This window comes from uncultured Rikenella sp., assembly GCF_910577125.1.
Classification (GTDB): Bacteria; Bacteroidota; Bacteroidia; order Bacteroidales; family Rikenellaceae; genus Rikenella.
Window position 1 is genome coordinate 1 of the sequence record NZ_CAJTMN010000045.1, and the last position, 16,037, is coordinate 16,037.

General features: G+C 63.4%; 15 protein-coding genes. 8 read left to right on the forward strand and 7 right to left on the reverse strand.

Features of this window, described 5'->3' with window-relative positions:
- The first annotated feature begins 87 nt into the window (after positions 1 to 87).
- Entirely contained in the window at positions 88 to 1,275 is a 1,188-nt protein-coding gene (locus QZ292_RS06180; RefSeq protein ID WP_294599330.1) for a sodium:proton antiporter, read from the forward strand.
- Positions 1,276 to 1,322: 47 nt separating this feature from the next.
- On the opposite strand, the gene QZ292_RS06185 is transcribed toward QZ292_RS06180, so the two are convergent.
- From QZ292_RS06185 to QZ292_RS06215, 7 genes are all read right to left on the reverse strand, one after another.
- A complete protein-coding gene (locus QZ292_RS06185; RefSeq protein ID WP_294599333.1) occupies positions 1,323 to 1,874 on the reverse strand; it encodes a hypothetical protein in 552 nt (183 codons plus the stop codon).
- 280 nt (positions 1,875 to 2,154) lie between these two features.
- On the reverse strand, positions 2,155 to 3,243 hold the full coding sequence (ribD, locus tag QZ292_RS06190) for a bifunctional diaminohydroxyphosphoribosylaminopyrimidine deaminase/5-amino-6-(5-phosphoribosylamino)uracil reductase RibD (RefSeq protein ID WP_294599335.1): 1,089 nt from the start codon (positions 3,241 to 3,243) through the stop codon (positions 2,155 to 2,157).
- A gap of 112 nt (positions 3,244 to 3,355) precedes the next feature.
- Positions 3,356 to 4,378, reverse strand: a complete 1,023-nt coding sequence (locus QZ292_RS06195; RefSeq protein ID WP_294599338.1) for a porin — start codon at positions 4,376 to 4,378, stop codon at positions 3,356 to 3,358.
- 3 nt (positions 4,379 to 4,381) lie between these two features.
- Positions 4,382 to 6,682 (reverse strand): inorganic phosphate transporter, encoded by a 2,301-nt coding sequence (locus QZ292_RS06200; protein ID WP_294599341.1) that lies wholly within the window; start codon positions 6,680 to 6,682, stop codon positions 4,382 to 4,384.
- A 91-nt stretch (positions 6,683 to 6,773) separates the two neighbouring features.
- The gene (locus QZ292_RS06205) at positions 6,774 to 7,190 is read right to left on the reverse strand and encodes an EamA family transporter (RefSeq protein ID WP_294599344.1); all 417 of its coding nucleotides are present in this window, start codon (positions 7,188 to 7,190) and stop codon (positions 6,774 to 6,776) included.
- Positions 7,191 to 7,193: 3 nt separating this feature from the next.
- On the reverse strand, positions 7,194 to 8,633 hold the full coding sequence (locus tag QZ292_RS06210; RefSeq protein ID WP_294599346.1) for a HAMP domain-containing sensor histidine kinase: 1,440 nt from the start codon (positions 8,631 to 8,633) through the stop codon (positions 7,194 to 7,196).
- Positions 8,617 to 9,315, reverse strand: a complete 699-nt coding sequence (locus tag QZ292_RS06215) for a response regulator transcription factor (protein ID WP_294599349.1) — start codon at positions 9,313 to 9,315, stop codon at positions 8,617 to 8,619. The genes QZ292_RS06210 and QZ292_RS06215 overlap by 17 nt, the downstream gene beginning before the upstream one ends.
- A gap of 143 nt (positions 9,316 to 9,458) precedes the next feature.
- Here QZ292_RS06215 and prmC point away from each other — a divergent pair, with 143 nt between their 5' ends.
- Genes prmC through QZ292_RS06250 form a run of 7 tightly spaced genes read left to right on the forward strand, consistent with a single transcriptional unit; the run spans position 9,459 to position 15,756 of the window.
- Positions 9,459 to 10,316, forward strand: coding sequence for a peptide chain release factor N(5)-glutamine methyltransferase (gene prmC, locus QZ292_RS06220; protein WP_294599351.1), 858 nt, complete (start codon positions 9,459 to 9,461; stop codon positions 10,314 to 10,316).
- Between the two features lie 4 nt (positions 10,317 to 10,320).
- Complete coding sequence (locus QZ292_RS06225; protein WP_294599355.1) at positions 10,321 to 10,905, forward strand: regulatory protein RecX; 585 nt, start codon at positions 10,321 to 10,323, stop codon at positions 10,903 to 10,905.
- A complete protein-coding gene (locus tag QZ292_RS06230) occupies positions 10,899 to 12,641 on the forward strand; it encodes a M23 family metallopeptidase (RefSeq protein WP_294599359.1) in 1,743 nt (580 codons plus the stop codon). The genes QZ292_RS06225 and QZ292_RS06230 overlap by 7 nt, the downstream gene beginning before the upstream one ends.
- Entirely contained in the window at positions 12,635 to 13,384 is a 750-nt protein-coding gene (locus QZ292_RS06235; RefSeq protein WP_294599362.1) for a copper homeostasis protein CutC, read from the forward strand. The genes QZ292_RS06230 and QZ292_RS06235 overlap by 7 nt, the downstream gene beginning before the upstream one ends.
- Positions 13,377 to 14,639: an NAD(P)/FAD-dependent oxidoreductase gene (locus QZ292_RS06240; protein ID WP_294599364.1), complete on the forward strand. Its 1,263-nt coding sequence runs from the start codon at positions 13,377 to 13,379 to the stop codon at positions 14,637 to 14,639. The genes QZ292_RS06235 and QZ292_RS06240 overlap by 8 nt, the downstream gene beginning before the upstream one ends.
- Positions 14,636 to 15,013: a hypothetical protein gene (locus QZ292_RS06245; protein ID WP_294599366.1), complete on the forward strand. Its 378-nt coding sequence runs from the start codon at positions 14,636 to 14,638 to the stop codon at positions 15,011 to 15,013. The genes QZ292_RS06240 and QZ292_RS06245 overlap by 4 nt, the downstream gene beginning before the upstream one ends.
- Positions 15,014 to 15,039: 26 nt before the next feature.
- The gene (locus QZ292_RS06250; protein WP_294599368.1) at positions 15,040 to 15,756 is read left to right on the forward strand and encodes an ABC transporter ATP-binding protein; all 717 of its coding nucleotides are present in this window, start codon (positions 15,040 to 15,042) and stop codon (positions 15,754 to 15,756) included.
- Positions 15,757 to 16,037 lie beyond the last annotated feature (281 nt).

Consider the following 16,037-nt stretch of genomic DNA (forward strand, 5'->3'; position numbering starts at 1 on the left):
AAGTCTTTTGGGTACCTTTTCTTCAGAAAAGGTACGGTTCCATGCGGGTAGACACAGATAAACGAACGATTAAAACGACATAATCGGATGCGAAAGATTTTACTATTTTCATTATTCCTTATTATCGGGCTCATCGCCTCGCAGATACTGCCGAACACCCTCTCCGAAACCGCCTACCGGGCCTTCAAAGAGACCTCGAACGTTATGCTGTACATCTGCCTCGCCTTCATCATGATCAACGTCGGGCGGGAGTTCGAAGTCGAAAAAGCCCGCTGGCGGAGCTACGTGAGCGACTACTTCATCGCGATGGCCACCGCAGCGCTGCCGTGGCTCCTGGTCGCCGTCTACTACGTCTTCGTGCTGCTGCCCGAGAGCTGTTACGGCGACTGGGGAGCCTGGAAAGAGAGCCTGCTGCTGAGCCGGTTCGCCGCGCCGACCTCAGCCGGGATACTGTTCACGATGCTCGCCGCGATCGGGTTGGGGCGCAGCTGGATTTATCGCAAAATACAGGTGCTCGCCATTTTCGACGACCTGGACACCATTCTGCTGATGATTCCGCTGCAGATCATGATGGTGGGTTTCCGGTCGGAAGTCATTGTGATACTGGCGGTTGTAACCGTCCTGCTGGGCTTCGGGTGGCGGTTTCTGGCCCGGTTCGACATGGGGCAACGCTGGTGGGCCATTCTGCTCTATGCCGTGGGGGTGATCTTCGTGACGTGGCTCGTGAACCGGCTGTTTCATATTCATATCGAAGTCCTGCTGCCGGCGTTCGTCTTAGGGATGGTGATGCGTCACCGGCACATCGACAGCCCGATCGAATACCGCGTGAGCACCGGAATCTCGTTCCTGTTCATGCTGCTCGTCGGGCTGAGCATGCCCTACTTCGCGGGCAGCGAAGCGATGGCGGAATTTTCGGCCTCGTCGGCGGCGGAGGGCGGAGCGCCGTCGATACTCGGCACGCAGCCGATGATGTCGTGGGGGGCGATCGCGGTTCATGTGCTGGTGGTGTCGCTGCTGTCGAACGTGGGGAAGCTGGTGCCGCTGTTCTTCTACCGCGACCGGATGCTGGAGGAGCGGCTGGCGCTCTCGGTAGGGATGTTCACGCGGGGCGAGGTGGGGGCCGGAATTATTTTCATTGCGCTGGGATACGGCATCGGAGGGCCGGCGCTGGTGATTTCGGTGCTGACGCTGGTGTTGAACCTGATCCTGACGGGGAGCTTCGTGGTGTGGGTTCGTCGGCTGGCGGTGCGGGCCTACGGGGAACACGCGGCGTAAACATGAACGAAGGGTTGCTCAATGAGCAACCCTTCGTTATTTAAAAATTACAAATCCTCGCCGTCGGCACGATTGTATTCGTTGTCGTAAAATATAGCAATCCCATATTTTCCGTACAGATGTGTTATCATAAACCAAACAGATTTTTTTACATCCAGAATATCTCCGGTTGACTTCTGACAAAAAGCAGCTTGATATTGTTTCTTATGAACCATTATTTCATAAGAAATATCCTCATTTTCAGGTATTCTATCACTCTGCAACACCACATATTTATCATTATTTTCAAACTGCCTACACAAATTATTAAACCGAATCTGGATAGCCCTTTCATCAACCATATTATCATCAGCTACCATAATCCGGTAAACTTTATTATTATTTGTTGCTACATGAATACTAACATCACGTCCGTTGAATTCCCCTTCCAAAATATCGCTATCATAGGAAGAACTTCGAAAACCTTTTTCTTTCAGTTTACGAATCATCTCGGATTTGGTGCCATCGACCGGAATACCCAGAAAACGGGTCACATCTTTTTGCGCCCATGCGGCGACTGAAAGCAGGAGCAAAAACGTCAGGGTAAATAACTTTTTCATAGCATTTTCTCCGTTCTCCAGCTCCGTAAGAACTTTTTTTATTAAACGACGAAGCGTGGAACTGCCATGCCACGTCTTAGTTTGGAGGTCCTGAGAAAACCCGAGATACAGATGTAGAAATAGCAGCCCACGCTATACGCGTGAGAACCGCTACGCCATCTCTTGTATCTCGTTTTGAAAATTTCTCAGGTTTCCAAACTACAAGACAAGCATAACGCTTCTTATTCATATGTTTGGGAAAGAGTCGCCTCTGTCCGAATACAAAATTAGGTAAAAGTTATCAATTTCGTTTCTCATAGACCCGCAGCCCCACGGCGGGAAGCTCGTCCGCCAGCTGCGCTGCGGGTGGCAGGAGCGGAGCTGCCACTCCCCCGCTCCACGGCACCGTCTCGGCCGGGTAGAGCTCCCGCGCCGAAAGACCCGACGTGAAGACCCGCGCCTCGTCCCACAACCCCGAGCCGAGGAACGACTCCAGCACCCGACGGCCCCCCTCCACAATCAAGGACTGCACCCGATAGGGCTCTCCCGCCAGCACACGCAACACCTCCTCCACCCCGCCGGCGAAACCCTCGACGGCAACCGTCGGCCGCCCGGCGAAACGCGCCCGCGCCTCCGCACACCGCTCCGGCGCGGTGAACAACACCGTCCGCGCCGCGCCGTCGCTGAACAGATGCAGCCCCTCGGGCAACGACAGCCGACGGTCGAGCACCACCCGCAGCGGATTCCGACCCTCCCACGCCCGCACCGTCAGCGACGGGTCGTCCAGCCGCGCCGTCTCCGTCCCGACGAGGATGGCATCCTCTTCGGCCCGCCAGCGGTGCACCAGCACCCGAGCCGCAGGGCCCGTCATCCACGCCGCCGGAACCTCGGGCCCCGGACGGACGGCATCCAGACAGCCGTCCGACGTCTGGGCCCACTTCAGAATCACATACGGCCGCCCCTGATTCTGAGCCGTAAAAAAGCGGCGGTTGAAGTGCAGGCACTCCCGCTCCAGCACCCCTACCCTCACCTCGACGCCCGCCTCGCGCAGCCGAGCCACGCCGCGGCCGCTCACCTCGCAATACGAATCGATGCAGCCCACCACGACCCGCGGTATCCTCTTTTCGACGATGAGTTCGGCGCACGGAGGCGTCCGGCCCCAGTGGCTGCAAGGCTCCAGATTGACATACAACGTGCTGTCGGAGAGCCGTTCCCCGTATCCCCGCCGTTCGGCATCGGCTACGGCGTTCACCTCGGCATGGGGCCCGCCGCACCGCCGGTGCCAACCCTCGCCGATGATCCGCCCGTCGTGCACGATCACACAGCCCACCATCGGATTGGGCGACGCCGTGCCTGCCCCGAGCGACGCCAACTCCAGGCATCTCTGCATATAAACCGTTTCCGTCATAACGGCAAAAATAACCATTCTTTACACGGGATAAAAAACTTTTCCGTCTCTCCCGAGGCGGCTGTACAGAACGTCGGAAGGGCGGAAATGCGTGTCAAAAATGGCACACAAACTCGATCACGGCCTTGCTTTGCTCGGATCGCAGGGGGGTCGCTCCAGGACGGTAGAAGTATTGTTCGTAATTGATCCGGATGTCGGCCTGAAGCTTCGCTGTCCCGAAGCTCAGCGTCAGGCCGCCGGTCAGACGATGCCGCTCGGGATCGTCGACCCGCAGGCTCCCGTCTTCGTCGCGCCCTCCCCGGCTGTGGTCGGACATATAGTCGTAGCGGCCCAGCAGCGAGAGCGAGGAGAGCACGCCCCGCAAAGGAAAGCGGTAGGCGACGAACGCGTCGACGGCATCGACCGGCGGGAAACCGCCGCCGACGTACCGTTTGCGGAGGTATTCGCCCTCGGCGTGCCACCGCCCCGATTCGTAGTACCCGCCGAAGGCATACATGTCGACCTTCGTATCGCCCGCGGCGGCCCGCTGGAAACCGGCCGTCAGATTGACCCGCCGGGCGAGCATCGTCTGGGCCTTGAAGGCGAAATGATAGTCCGACGTCCAGAAATCTTTCTGGTCGGTCAGGCCCGAGCCGTTGAAGACTCCGGCTTCGAGCGTCAGCGGAGAGCGGTCGAAAAAGGTATAGCTCGCGACAGCGCCCACGTCCCGGACGTTCCCGACCTGTTTGGCGATGAACGACCGGTTGGCGAAATACTGCCGGTGGGGCGAACGGTGGGCGTCGATCGTGAAGGGGACGCGCATCTGGCCGACGGTGAACCTCAACCGCCGGGTGGGGTCGAACCGGACGTAGGCGTCGAGCATCCGGATCTTCCCCTCGTCGGAGAGGTCGATCTCCGCCTTGTAGCCGAACCACGGGAACAATTTCCCTTCGATGCCGACCCGGGCGTTCCGAACTTCGAAACGCCCCTGACCGGTCGACGGCTGGTATTCGTACTTGGCCCGAACCGTGGCGTGTATGTCGGGCCGGTAAGAGAGGGAGTCCGCCGCCCGGGACGGAAGGAGGCTGCCGATCGACAGCACGGCACCCAGCAGGGTGAGACGCAGATATCCGTTCATCGGTCAGGCCCTTTCCCCTTCCGCGGCCGCCGCGTACGCCGGCGCCGGGTGGCCGGAGAATTCCGTATCGTGCAGTTTGGCGTAGGCCCGCAGGTATTTGCGGAGGTTCGAGAGCATCTCCCGCGACTCCTGGAGCATGTTGAGATAGACGTACAGGACGGTCATCGCCGCCGGATCGCCCTCTTGGAGCCGGTCGTGCAGGAGGTGGTACATGCCGGAGATCCGGGAGGCGAGGTCGTCGCACCGGCGGCGCAGGGCGGGAATCCGCTCGATGTCGGAAGATCCGAGCAGGGCCAGCGTATCGTCGAACAAACCGGTCACCTGGATGCGGACGCTCTCGAAATCGGCGGCGTAGTCCGGCGAAAGGGGCAGAAAGTTATTCCCGACATGCTCCCGGCACACCTCGGCGATGTGGCGCAGGTTGTAGAGAATCGACATGCAGCTGTTGTTGGCGAGGTGGAACCAGGCGCTCTTCTCGATGGCGACCTCGCGGCCGACCCGGCGCAGGCAGAGGGTCTCTTTGCGGCGGTCGTTCTTCAGGATGCGCTTCCGGCCGACCAGATCGGCTTCCGCCTTGTCGAGCGGGCGGATGGCTTCGCGCAGAAAGGCTTCGGTGATCGTGCCGTAGGCCGTCCGGGCATAGAGGAAAAACCGGCGCTGCCGTTCGGTCATGTAGAGCAGCAGCAGCTCCCAGGTGCGGGTGCGGTCTTCGGTGGTCAGGATGGTCTGGAAGAGGGCGTCGCCCGTCTCTTCGGCCTGCCGGGCCCGGAAGCGGCGGTTGCTCCGCACGATCAGGAATACGGTCAGCAGGGCGAGGGCGAACATCACCCAAAAACCGCCTTTGTGCATGCAGAAGACGACGATGCCGGCGCCGATAAAGGCGGCTCCGGCCGTCAGAAACCAGCCGCCGATGACCGAAATCACGCCCGTGATGCGGAATACGGCGCTCTCGCGGCCCCAGGCGCGGTCGGCCAGCGAGGTGCCCATGGCCACCATGAAGGTGACGAAGGTGGTCGAGAGGGGCAGCTTGAGCGAGGTGCCCAGCGCGATCAGGGCGCCGGCGAGGACGAGGTTCACCGACCCGCGGATCAGGTCGAAAGCGGCTCCCTGCTCCATGACGGTCCGGTCGACATCGAACCGCCGGTGGAACCAGCGCCGCAGACGGGGCGGGGTCACCCGACGGATCCAGGCCAGCAGCGAAAGCGACCACCGCACCAGGCGGCGGGCCAGACGCGAGGAGCCGAACATCTCGTCGCCGCCGTTCTGGCTGCCCAGCCCGATCTCGGTTTTGGTGACATTGCGGGCCTTTTTCGAGGTGGCGAGCGAGACGACCATGATGACGCCGGCGCCGATCAGAAACCCGACCGGCGTATCGGCCGGCCCGTTGAGCGACCCCATCGCGAAGCCGTGCGCATCGCCTGCGCCGTTCGCGACGTAATCCTGATAGGAGGCGAGGCCCGAAAGGGGAACCCCGATAAAATTGACGAGGTCGTTGCCGGCGAAGGCCATCGCGAGGGCGAAGGTGCCCATCAGCACGACGATTTTCAGGACGTTCGCCCCGAGGGCGTGGAGCAGCTGCATCAGGAGGGTGAAACCGGCCAGGCACGAGCCGATGATCAGGAGGGTGTGGGTGTCGATCCACGCTTTGACTCCGGGGGTCATGAAGGTGAGGTCTTTGGCCCCCTTGATCAACAGAAAGTAGACGATGGCGGTGGCGCACAGGCCGCCGAAGAGGCCGATCTTCCACTTCAGACGGCTCCTGTAGTTGAACGAGAAGATCGTCCGGGCGATGAACTGGACGACCGTGCCGAAGAAAAACGCGATGGCCACCGAGAGGAAGATGCCGAGAATCACCGAGAGGGCTTTCTCGGTGTTCAGCAGGTCGCTGAGGCCGAGTCCCGTCGTGTCGGCGGCCATCTTGAGCAGCGAGACGACGAAGGTCGCGCCGAGCAGCTCGAAAACCATCGAGACGGTCGTCGAGGTGGGCATCCCGAGGGTGTTGAAGATGTCGAGCAGGATGACGTCCGTCACCATCACGGCCATGAAGATGCAGAGGAGGTCGTAGAACGAGAACTGCTCGGGCCGGAAGATGCCGTGGCGGGCGATGTCCATCATGCCGTTGCTCATGGCCGCGCCGAGGAAGATCCCGACGGAGGCGACGATCAGAATCCGGCGGAAGGAGGCGGCCCGGGAGCCGATGGCGGAGTTCAGGAAGTTCACGGCGTCGTTGCTCACGCCGACCGAGAGGTCGAAGATCGCCAGCAGAAAGAGAAAAACGACGACGCAAAAAAACAAAATGTCCATAAATCGCTTATTTGGTGTTCGATGCCCCAAAATAAGCGGACGGACATTTCATAAATGTTTCATTCCGATGAAGCTTTCGTGACAGATCGCCTCACTTCGCCAGCATGACAATACTGCCGGCGGTGATCAGCACACTGCCGATCACGACGCGGAGGGTCACGGGCTCTTTCAGCAGGAGGAAGGCGAGCAGCAGGGTGAAGACGACGCTCAGCTTGTCGATCGGCGCCACGCGCGAAACGTCGCCGAGCGAGAGGGCCTTGAAATAACAGAGCCACGAGAGGCCCGTGGCCAGCCCCGACAGGATCAGGAAGAGCCACGATGTCCGTCCGACGGCCCTCACCGTGTGGAGCTGCCCGGTGGCGAAGACGATGCCCCAGGTCAGCAGGAGGACGACGGTCGTGCGGATGGCCGTGGCCAGATTGGAGTCCAGCCCCCGGACGCCGATTTTAGCGAAGACGGCGGTCAGCGCCGCGAACAGGGCGGAGAGCAGTGCATAGAGTTTCCACATGGGTCATTTCCGTTTCAGGGTCAGATGGAAGATCAGCCCGCCGCCGGGCCGGTTCGCGACCGAGATGTCGCCGCCGTGCCACAGAACGGCATTCCGGACGATGGAGAGCCCCAGCCCCGTTCCGCCGGCCTGTCGCGACCGCCCCTTGTCCACGCGGTAGAAGCGTTCGAAAAGGTGGGGCAGGTGTTCGTCTCCGACGCCGCAGCCGTCGTCGGAGAAGGAAAGGGAGACGGTCTCGCTGTCCGAGGCGAGGAGCCGGATTTCGATCCGGCGGCCGCCGGAATAAGCGAGGGCGTTGGCGATCAGGTTCCGGAAGACGGAGGCGAGCAGCGCGGCATGGCCGGCGACGGGAAGGGGGGCCGAGAGGTCGTGCTCGATAACGACTCCCTGACGCCGGGCCGCCGGCTCGAACTCGTCGCACACTTCGACGACGATCTCCCGCAGGTCGACCGCGGTTTTCGCCATCGCCTCGCCGCCGTCGTCCATCCGGGTGATGAGCGACACGTCGGCCAAGAGGTTCTTCAGCCGCTCGCTCTGGGCATAACACCGGGCGAGAAACTCGTCGCGTTTCTCGGGCGCGAGATTCCGGTGGGTCATCAGGGTCTCAAGGCACACCTGCATCGCGGCGACGGGGGTCTTCAGCTCGTGGCTGATGTTGTTCGTGAGCTGTTTCTTGATGCGTATCTTCTCCTGCTCCGCGTGCAGGGCCAGGCGGTGCTGGCGGTCGCGGTCGGCGAGGGCCTGCTGCAGCCGGGCGTAGAGCCGCACGATGTGGCTGGAGATCTCGCCCAGCTCGTCTTTCGGAAAGGGTTCAGTGTCGAAGATGCGCTCGCCGCGTTCGGCCTGCCGGGCGAAGCGGTTGAGCCGCGAGACGTGGAGCCCCACGCGCCGGGTGGCAAAATAGCCGACGAGGCTCATCACGGAGGTCACGCCGATCATGAACCACAGGAAACCGTAGTCGGCCCGGAGCAATACCCGCAGCGATACGGAATACGGAACGGCCGTGCGGACGATCCGGTCGCGCCCCCTGCGGGCGGAGTAGAAATAGGTCTCGCCGGTGCTTTCGCTGTGCCGCCGGAGGGTGTATCCGGAACCGTCGCGGAGGGCGGCGGCGATCTCCGGCCGTTCGAGGTGGTTCTGTCCGGGGAGGGAGTCGAGCGTGTTGTCGTACAGGACATGCCCCCGGAGGTCGATGACGCTGACGCGCAGCCCCTCGACGGAGGCGGCCAGGGTATCGATGCCCTCGGGCGCCTCGCCCCGGTCGAGGGCGCCGAGCAGCGCTTCGTTGAGGGTCTGGAGCCGGCCGTCGAGCTCCCCGGCCTTGAAGCGCCGTTCGCGGTGGTACTGGAAGGCGGCGAAACAGAGCACCATCAGCCACGAATAGACGAGCAGCCACAGAAACAGGCGGCGGTGGAAGGTCGGTCTGTTACTCCCTGAAGCCATAGCCGTATCCCGATCGGGTCACAATATGCGTTCCGTATTCACCGAGTTTGGCGCGCAGGCGAGTGATGTTCACATCGACCACGCGGTCGAGCACCACGGTCTCTTCGGGCCAGACCCGGGCGATGATCTCCTCGCGGGCGAAGATCCGACCGCGGTGGCCGAGCAGCAGGGCCAGAATCTCGAACTCCTTGCGGGGCATCCGGATCTCCCGGCCGCCGATGCGGCACTGCTTCTGCTGCAGGTCCACGACCAAAGCGCCGCAGACGAGTTCTGCGGCGCGACTCTCGCCGGAGGGTTCGGCGGCGCTGCCCGTCCGGCGAAGCACGCTCCGCACCCGGGCCAGCACGTTTTTAATCGAATAGGGCTTGGTGATGTAGTCGTCGGCGCCCAGGTCGAGACCGGCCACCATATCCTCTTCGGAGTCTTTCGCCGTGCAAAAGATAATGGGGATCGAGGCGGTGGCGGGGCTGTTCTTGAGTATCCGGGCCATTTTCACGCCGCTGATCTCTTCCATCATGATGTCGAGCAGGATGAGCGCGTACTGCCGGAGGTCGAAGGTCAGGGCCTCTTCGGCGCTGCGGGCGACATCGACGGCATAGCCGGCGGCCTCCAGATTGAAGCGGAGCGCCTCGCAGAGGGTCTCCTCGTCATCGACGACCAATATGCGCGTTTCGATTCCCATGGTTTTTCCAGTCTCCTGATTTTGCCGGTAAAATTAGTCGAAATAACGAAAGGCCGCACCTTTTGCCCATACGGTTTTTATCGTTACCTTTACGCTAAGATACGACGGCTGTCGCAGACAGGCCGGAGAGTCGCAGTGCCGTTTTGACCTTTTCCGAGACATACAAAACCGCGGTCGCCCGCCTTTCGACCCTTTACGACGCCCGCGAGGCGGCGGCGGTCGTCGGACGGCTGGCGGAAGAGAAGTACGGGTTCGACCGGCTGGCGCGGGTGCTGCGGGGCGACGAGGAGTTCCTGCGGGAGGAGGAGTGGGAGGCCGATCTCCGACGTTTGGAGCGGTGGGAGCCGGTGCAATACGTCACGGGGCGGGAGGAGTTCTGCGGCCGGGTGTTCGAGGTGACTCCCGAGACGCTGATTCCGCGGGGCGAGACGGAGCAGCTGGTGCGGGCGATTCTGGCAGGGCCTTTGCGGCGGCGGGTGCTGGACATCGGAACGGGGAGCGGGGCGATCGCCGTCACGCTGGCGGCGGAATGGGGGACGGATACCTGTGTCGAGGCGTGGGACATCTCGGAGGGGGCGCTGCGGGTGGCGGCTTCCAATGCGGAGGCCGTTGGTGTGGGGGGGCGCGTGCGATTCGTGCGGCGGGATGTGTTGAGCGGCGGGCCATCGGTGCCGGAAGCGGAAAAGTTCGACCTGGTGGTGAGCAATCCGCCCTACGTGCTCGACTCGGAACGGGCCGGGATGCGGGCCAACGTGGTGCGCTATGAGCCGGAGGGGGCGCTGTACGTGCCGGACGACGATCCGCTGCGGTTCTACCGGGCGATCGCGCGGCTGCCGCTCCTGAAACCGGGAGGCGAGCTCTGGTTCGAGATCAACGAACGGTTCGGCCTCCAGACGCAGGAACTGTTGCAGGGGCTGGGCTATGCCGAGGTGCGGGTGATGCGCGACCTGCACGGCCGCGACCGGTTCGTGCGGGCGACATTCATATCGGAAAACAAGTAACGCTATGGTCTACTACGGCGACGAAGAGTTCGGCTACGACCGCCACCCGAGGCGGCGGAGGCTCGAAAACATCGACTTCTCGAAACCGGCCAAGACGCCGGAACGCGCCCTGGAATCGCTGATGCTCAGCTGCGCGAAGAGCGAACGGTGCATCAGCGACATCCGGCGGTCGCTCTTCCGGTGGCGGATGAACAAGGAGGACTACGACCCGATCATCGAACGGCTCGTCCGCGAGAAGTTCGTGGACGAGGAGCGCTATGCCCGGGCCTATGTGCGCGACAAGATGAGCTGCGCCAACTGGGGGCGGCGGCGCATCGAGCTGGGGCTGAAGGCCAAGGGGATTCCGAAGGAGATCATCGCCGAGGCGCTGCAGCAGATCGAGCCGGAGCGCCAGACGGAGAAGCTGGAGCTGATCCTCTACCGTCGGCTGCTGCGCGAGCGTGACCGGGCGAAAAGCGCCTACGCCCTCCGGACGCGACTCTTCCGGTGGGCCATGGGGCGGGGATACGACTACGCCGAGATTCAACGGATGCTGGAACGGATACTGGCCCCGGACTACGATCCGGGCGAAGACTTTACACGATGGTAATCGACTGGAAACGGCTGTTTTTCATGGCGGCGGCGACCGTCTGGGTCGCCGCGCAGGCTTTCGGAACGGGAAAAGGAACAACGGTCTACGGGGCGGAGTACTACCGCTCGCCGGTGGGGTTCGCGATCCAGCTAGCGGGGAACGTGGGCGAGATCCGCTCGGGACACTTCCACACGGGGCTCGACATCCGGGCGCTGCAGGGGCCGGGCAGTCCTGTCTATGCCGCGGCGGACGGCTTCGTCTCGCGCGTGGGGGTCTCGCCGACGGGGTACGGGCATGTGCTCTACGTGACCCATCCGAACGGCGAGACGTCGGTCTACGGACACTTAGAGAGCTTCGAACCGCGCATCGCGCGGTGGGTGCGGAGCCAGCAATATGCCAAGCGGTCATTCCGCGTAGACCTCTACCCGGCGAGCGGGCAGTTCCCGGTGAAACAGGGCCAGCGGATCGCGGCGCTGGGCAACACGGGCTCGTCGGGCGGGCCGCACCTCCATTTCGAAATCCGGGACGCCTACGGACGGTCGCGGAACCTGATCGCCGAGGGGGTTTTCAGCGTGCCCGACCGGATTCCGCCGACGGTGAGCCGGGTCTTGCTCTACGAGGTCGACTCGGTGGCGGGAGCGCCTCGCCGGCGGCTGCGGCAGGCGGTGGCGGTGCGGACACTGCCGGACGGGACGACACAGCCGGAGGACTCGGTGCTGAGGCTCCACGGGGCGGGGTATCTGGCCTACGAGGTGATCGACTACAAGGAGGGGCGGTCGAATACGATGGGGGTCTACAGCCTGCGGCAGACGATGGACGGGGGACGCCACTTCAGCTTCCGGCTCGACCGGATCGACTTCGCGACCAACGGCTATGTGGCCGCTTTCGTCGACTATCCGGAGAACCGCCGGGCGCGGCGGACGTCGGTGCTGCGGGCTTACGTCTCGCCCAACAACCGGCTGGCGAGCTACGGGCCGGAACGGCGGTTAGGCGACGGGACGATCCGGGTGGCCGATTCGGCGGAGCGGCGGGTCGAGACGGTGATCCGCGACGACGCGGGGAATGCGACGACCCTGAAATTCAGCATTGTCCGGGGCGAGCCGATGCCGGAGACCGAGGAGCCGCAGGGGCGGGGGGTGATGTGGTGGAGCGGGGCGCAGTTCCGGCTGCCGGGGGCGACGGTCGACATCCCGGGGCGGGCGCTGTACGAATCGATGGTGCTGGAGGCGGGGCAGGATACGGTGGCGGGGCGGCCGGTGGTGCGGATCGGGTCGGAAGATGTGCCGCTACAGCGGGCGGCGACAGTTTCGCTGGCGGCGGACAGCGTGCCGGCTTCGCGGCGGAGCAAGCTGGTCGTGGCAGCGGTCGACGACCGGGGACGGCTTTCGAGCATGGGCGGGGGATGGGATGCGGAGACGCGGCGGGTGACGGCGCAGGTGAAGCGGCTGGGGTGTTTTGCCGTGGCGGCGGACACGCTGGCGCCGGTGGTGACGGCGGCTTTGGCTTCGGAGGGCCGGATTCCGGCAGGCCAGACGGTGCGGTGGCGGGCGACGGACGACCTGTCGGGCATCGTGCGCTACTCGCTGACGGTGGACGGCCGGTGGGAGCTGCTGGCGTGGGATCCGAAGAGCCGCACGCTGGAGTACGTGCCGCAGCGGGCGGCGGCGGGGGCGGAGACGCGACACCGCCTGGTGGTGACGGTGGGCGATGCGAAGGGAAATGTAACGACTTGGAAAGGGACATACATATGGTAAATCCGAAAATCGAAGTGTGCGCCAACTCGGCGGCGAGCTGCGTGACGGCGGAGCAGGGAGGGGCCGTGCGGGTGGAGCTCTGCGCAGGGATTCCGGAGGGGGGCACGACGCCGAGCTACGGCGAGATGGTGACGGCCCGCCGGGCGATCGGGATTCAGCTGAACGTGATTATCCGGCCGCGTGGGGGCGACTTCCTCTACACGCCGGCGGAGATGCAGACGATGCTCCTCGACATCGAGGCGGCCAAGGCGGCGGGGGCGGACGGGGTGGTCTTCGGCTGCCTGCGGGCGGACGGGACGATCGACGTGGAACGGAACGCGGAGCTGATGGCGGCGGCGGGAGGCCTCTCGACCACGTTCCACCGGGCTTTCGACGTCTGCCGCGACCCGTTCGGGGCGCTGGAGGAGATCATCGCGCTGGGGTTCGACCGGATTCTGACCTCGGGACAGGAGGCCAGCGCGCCGGCGGGTTCGGCATTGATCGCCGAGCTGGTGCGCCGGGCGCAGGGGCGGATTATTATTATGCCGGGGTGCGGGGTGAACGAATCGAATGTGGCGCAATTGGCGCGGGCGACGGGGGCCGAAGAGTTCCACATGTCTGCGCGGCGGCGGGTCGAGGGGGGGATGGAGTACCGCAACGAGCGGGTCTCGATGGGCGGGACGGTGACGGTCGAGGAGTTTGCACGGGACATCACGGATCCGGAGCGGGTGGCCCGGTCGATCGAGGCGTTGCGGCATGTATGACCTGATTGTCATAGGCGGCGGGCCGGCGGGCCTGATGGCGGCGGGACAGGCGGCGGCATATCTCGGCGGGCGGGGGCCTGTGCTGCTGCTCGAAAAGATGGAGAAGCCGGCCCGCAAGCTGCGGATCACGGGCAAGGGGCGGTGCAACGTGACCAACGACCGGCCGCGGGAGGAGTTCCTCGCGAAGGTGCGACAGGGGACGGACTTTTTCCGGACGGCGTTCGAGGCGTTCGACAACCGGGCGGCCATCGAGTTTGTCGAGCATGAACTGGGTGTGCCGCTCGCACACGAGCGGGGCGGACGGATTTTTCCGGCTTCGGGACGGGCGTGGGACGTGGCGGAGGCGTTGGCGGCGTGGGCCGTTTCATCGGGGGCGGAAATTCGGTGCCACGCAGCGGTCGGGGAGCTGACGATAGCGGACAACCAAATTCAGGGGGTGATGCTGGAGTCGGGAGAGCGGCTCGAAGCGCGGGCGGTAGTGCTGGCGACGGGCGGAGTGAGCTATCCGACGACGGGCTCGACGGGCGACGGACACGAGATGGCGGACGCAGCGGGACACTGCATCGAGCCGCTGAGACCGGCTTTAGTGCCGTTGGAGGTGGCGGTTCCGGGAGGACTGAAGGGGCTGATGCTGAAGAATGTAGAACTCTCTTTGTGGGTGGACGGCGCGGTGGCGGAGCGGCGGTTCGGCGAGATGGAGTTCACGGCGGAGGGGATTGCGGGCGGAGCGATCGTCCTGCAGGTAAGCCGGACGGCGGTGGACGCGCTGATCGACGGGCGGCGGGTCGAGCTCGCGGTGGATCTGAAACCGGCCCTCTCGGCGGAGAAGCTGCGGAACCGCATCGGACGGGAGGTCGAGGCGCTGGGCGGGAATGCAACAACTAAAGTCCTATTACAGAAGCTATTGCCCGCACAACTGCGGGCGGTCATCGCGCGGGCGGCGGGGCTCTCTTTATCGAAGCCGGCGGGTTCTCTGTCGGCAGCGGATTGCGGGAGGCTCGTCTGTGCTTTGAAAGAATGGCGGATTCCGGTGTGGGATTATCGGCCGTTCACGGAGGCGATCGTGACGGCGGGCGGGGTCGACCTTTCGGAGGTCGACCCGCTGACATTGGCTTCGCGACGGGTCAGGGGGCTCTACTTCGCAGGCGAACTGCTTGATATCGATGCGGATACGGGAGGATACAACATCCAGATCGCTCTCTCGACGGGCTGTCGGGCGGGGCGGTCGGCGGTGGCGCAAACAAATCGCAAATGACAGTATATCAACTCTATACACGTCTTCGACACGCACTCACGGCACGGCACTGGCGGGGCATCCACTCGCCGATGATGTACCGTTTCGTGCGCGAGGTGGTTCTACCGCATCGGCGGAAGCGGTTGCCGGAGGTCATTGCCACTCGATACGGAGCTGAAAATGTGAAATTTGTGCGTTCCGTAGCGGAAGTGACGGACGGGGAAGAAGTAAAGCGGGTGGTCTGCCTGTGCGAACCGTTCCGCACGGCGTGGGAACGGCGCGATTTCGAACGCTGGTATGCCGAGACGCACGTCGTGGCGGCTCACCTGCAAGGCCTCCTTGTGTTGTTTTTCGACCCGAAACTGCAAAAACAATTTTTCCGAATCCGGAATTAACCTTAATCCATTCACAACCAGTGACTATGGAGAACCGAGAACCGATCATTTCGATCGACGACATACACAAGACTTACGAGGTGGGCGACCAACCGGTACACGCGCTGGACGGGGTCGACCTGACGATCTATCGCAATGACTATGTGGCGATTATGGGCCCGTCGGGATCGGGAAAATCGACCCTGATGAACATGCTGGGGTGTCTCGATACGCCGACCTCGGGACGCTATGTGCTGAACGGCACGGACGTGAGCGACATGGACGAGGACGAGCTGGCCGAGGTGCGCAACAAGGAGATCGGTTTCGTGTTCCAGACGTTCAACCTCCTGCCGCGTTACACGGCGGTCGAAAATGTGGCCGTACCGCTGGTCTACGCGGGGATCGCGAAGTCGCGGCGGCTGCGGCGGGCCGAAGAGGCGCTGCGCAGCGTGGGGCTCGAAAACCGCATGGAGCACCGGCCGAACGAGATGAGCGGGGGGCAGCGTCAGCGGGTGGCGGTGGCTCGGGCGCTGGTCAACGATCCGTCGATCATTCTGGCGGACGAACCGACGGGAAACCTCGACACGAAGACGTCGATCGACATCATGCGCCTCTTCGAAAGGATCTATCGGGAGGGAAACACGGTGATCGTGGTGACGCACGAGGAGGACATCGCGCGCCATGCGCGTCGGATCGTCCGGCTACGCGACGGCCGGATCGAGTCGGACGAACCCAACCCGACGCCGACGCTCGGAAATGAATAAGCCTCTGGGCGGCCCTACTCTGCCACTCTTTTTCTATTTTGCCGGTCTGGTTTTCCGGTCTGACTTTACGTGGGACGCTGAAACCCCGTTAAAAGGGACCTTCCCCTATTACTCAGACGGTGTGGAGGGGGAATCTTACGGAAAAGGCGATTACAAGGCGACCAACGGTCGGTTGTACAAGGTAAGCACCTCGGGAACGGGAACCCCGCTGGCCTGGTACCCCGCCCCGGGCTTCCGCGACGCAGGCAATTTTGGACGGTTAGGCGATCTGGTGTACGTCG

Bases quoted from the DNA above. Each gene is read 5' to 3' on its own strand.
- QZ292_RS06180 (WP_294599330.1), top strand. From the start codon at position 88: ATGCGAAAGATTTTACTATTTTCATTATTCCTTATTATCGGGCTCATC.
- QZ292_RS06185 (WP_294599333.1), bottom strand. From the start codon at position 1,874: ATGAAAAAGTTATTTACCCTGACGTTTTTGCTCCTGCTTTCAGTCGCC.
- ribD (WP_294599335.1), bottom strand. From the start codon at position 3,243: ATGCAGAGATGCCTGGAGTTGGCGTCGCTCGGGGCAGGCACGGCGTCG.
- QZ292_RS06195 (WP_294599338.1), bottom strand. From the start codon at position 4,378: ATGAACGGATATCTGCGTCTCACCCTGCTGGGTGCCGTGCTGTCGATC.
- QZ292_RS06200 (WP_294599341.1), bottom strand. From the start codon at position 6,682: ATGGACATTTTGTTTTTTTGCGTCGTCGTTTTTCTCTTTCTGCTGGCG.
- QZ292_RS06205 (WP_294599344.1), bottom strand. From the start codon at position 7,190: ATGTGGAAACTCTATGCACTGCTCTCCGCCCTGTTCGCGGCGCTGACC.
- QZ292_RS06210 (WP_294599346.1), bottom strand. From the start codon at position 8,633: ATGGCTTCAGGGAGTAACAGACCGACCTTCCACCGCCGCCTGTTTCTG.
- QZ292_RS06215 (WP_294599349.1), bottom strand. From the start codon at position 9,315: ATGGGAATCGAAACGCGCATATTGGTCGTCGATGACGAGGAGACCCTC.
- QZ292_RS06225 (WP_294599355.1), top strand. From the start codon at position 10,321: ATGGTCTACTACGGCGACGAAGAGTTCGGCTACGACCGCCACCCGAGG.
- QZ292_RS06230 (WP_294599359.1), top strand. From the start codon at position 10,899: ATGGTAATCGACTGGAAACGGCTGTTTTTCATGGCGGCGGCGACCGTC.
- QZ292_RS06235 (WP_294599362.1), top strand. From the start codon at position 12,635: ATGGTAAATCCGAAAATCGAAGTGTGCGCCAACTCGGCGGCGAGCTGC.
- QZ292_RS06240 (WP_294599364.1), top strand. From the start codon at position 13,377: ATGTATGACCTGATTGTCATAGGCGGCGGGCCGGCGGGCCTGATGGCG.
- QZ292_RS06245 (WP_294599366.1), top strand. From the start codon at position 14,636: ATGACAGTATATCAACTCTATACACGTCTTCGACACGCACTCACGGCA.
- QZ292_RS06250 (WP_294599368.1), top strand. From the start codon at position 15,040: ATGGAGAACCGAGAACCGATCATTTCGATCGACGACATACACAAGACT.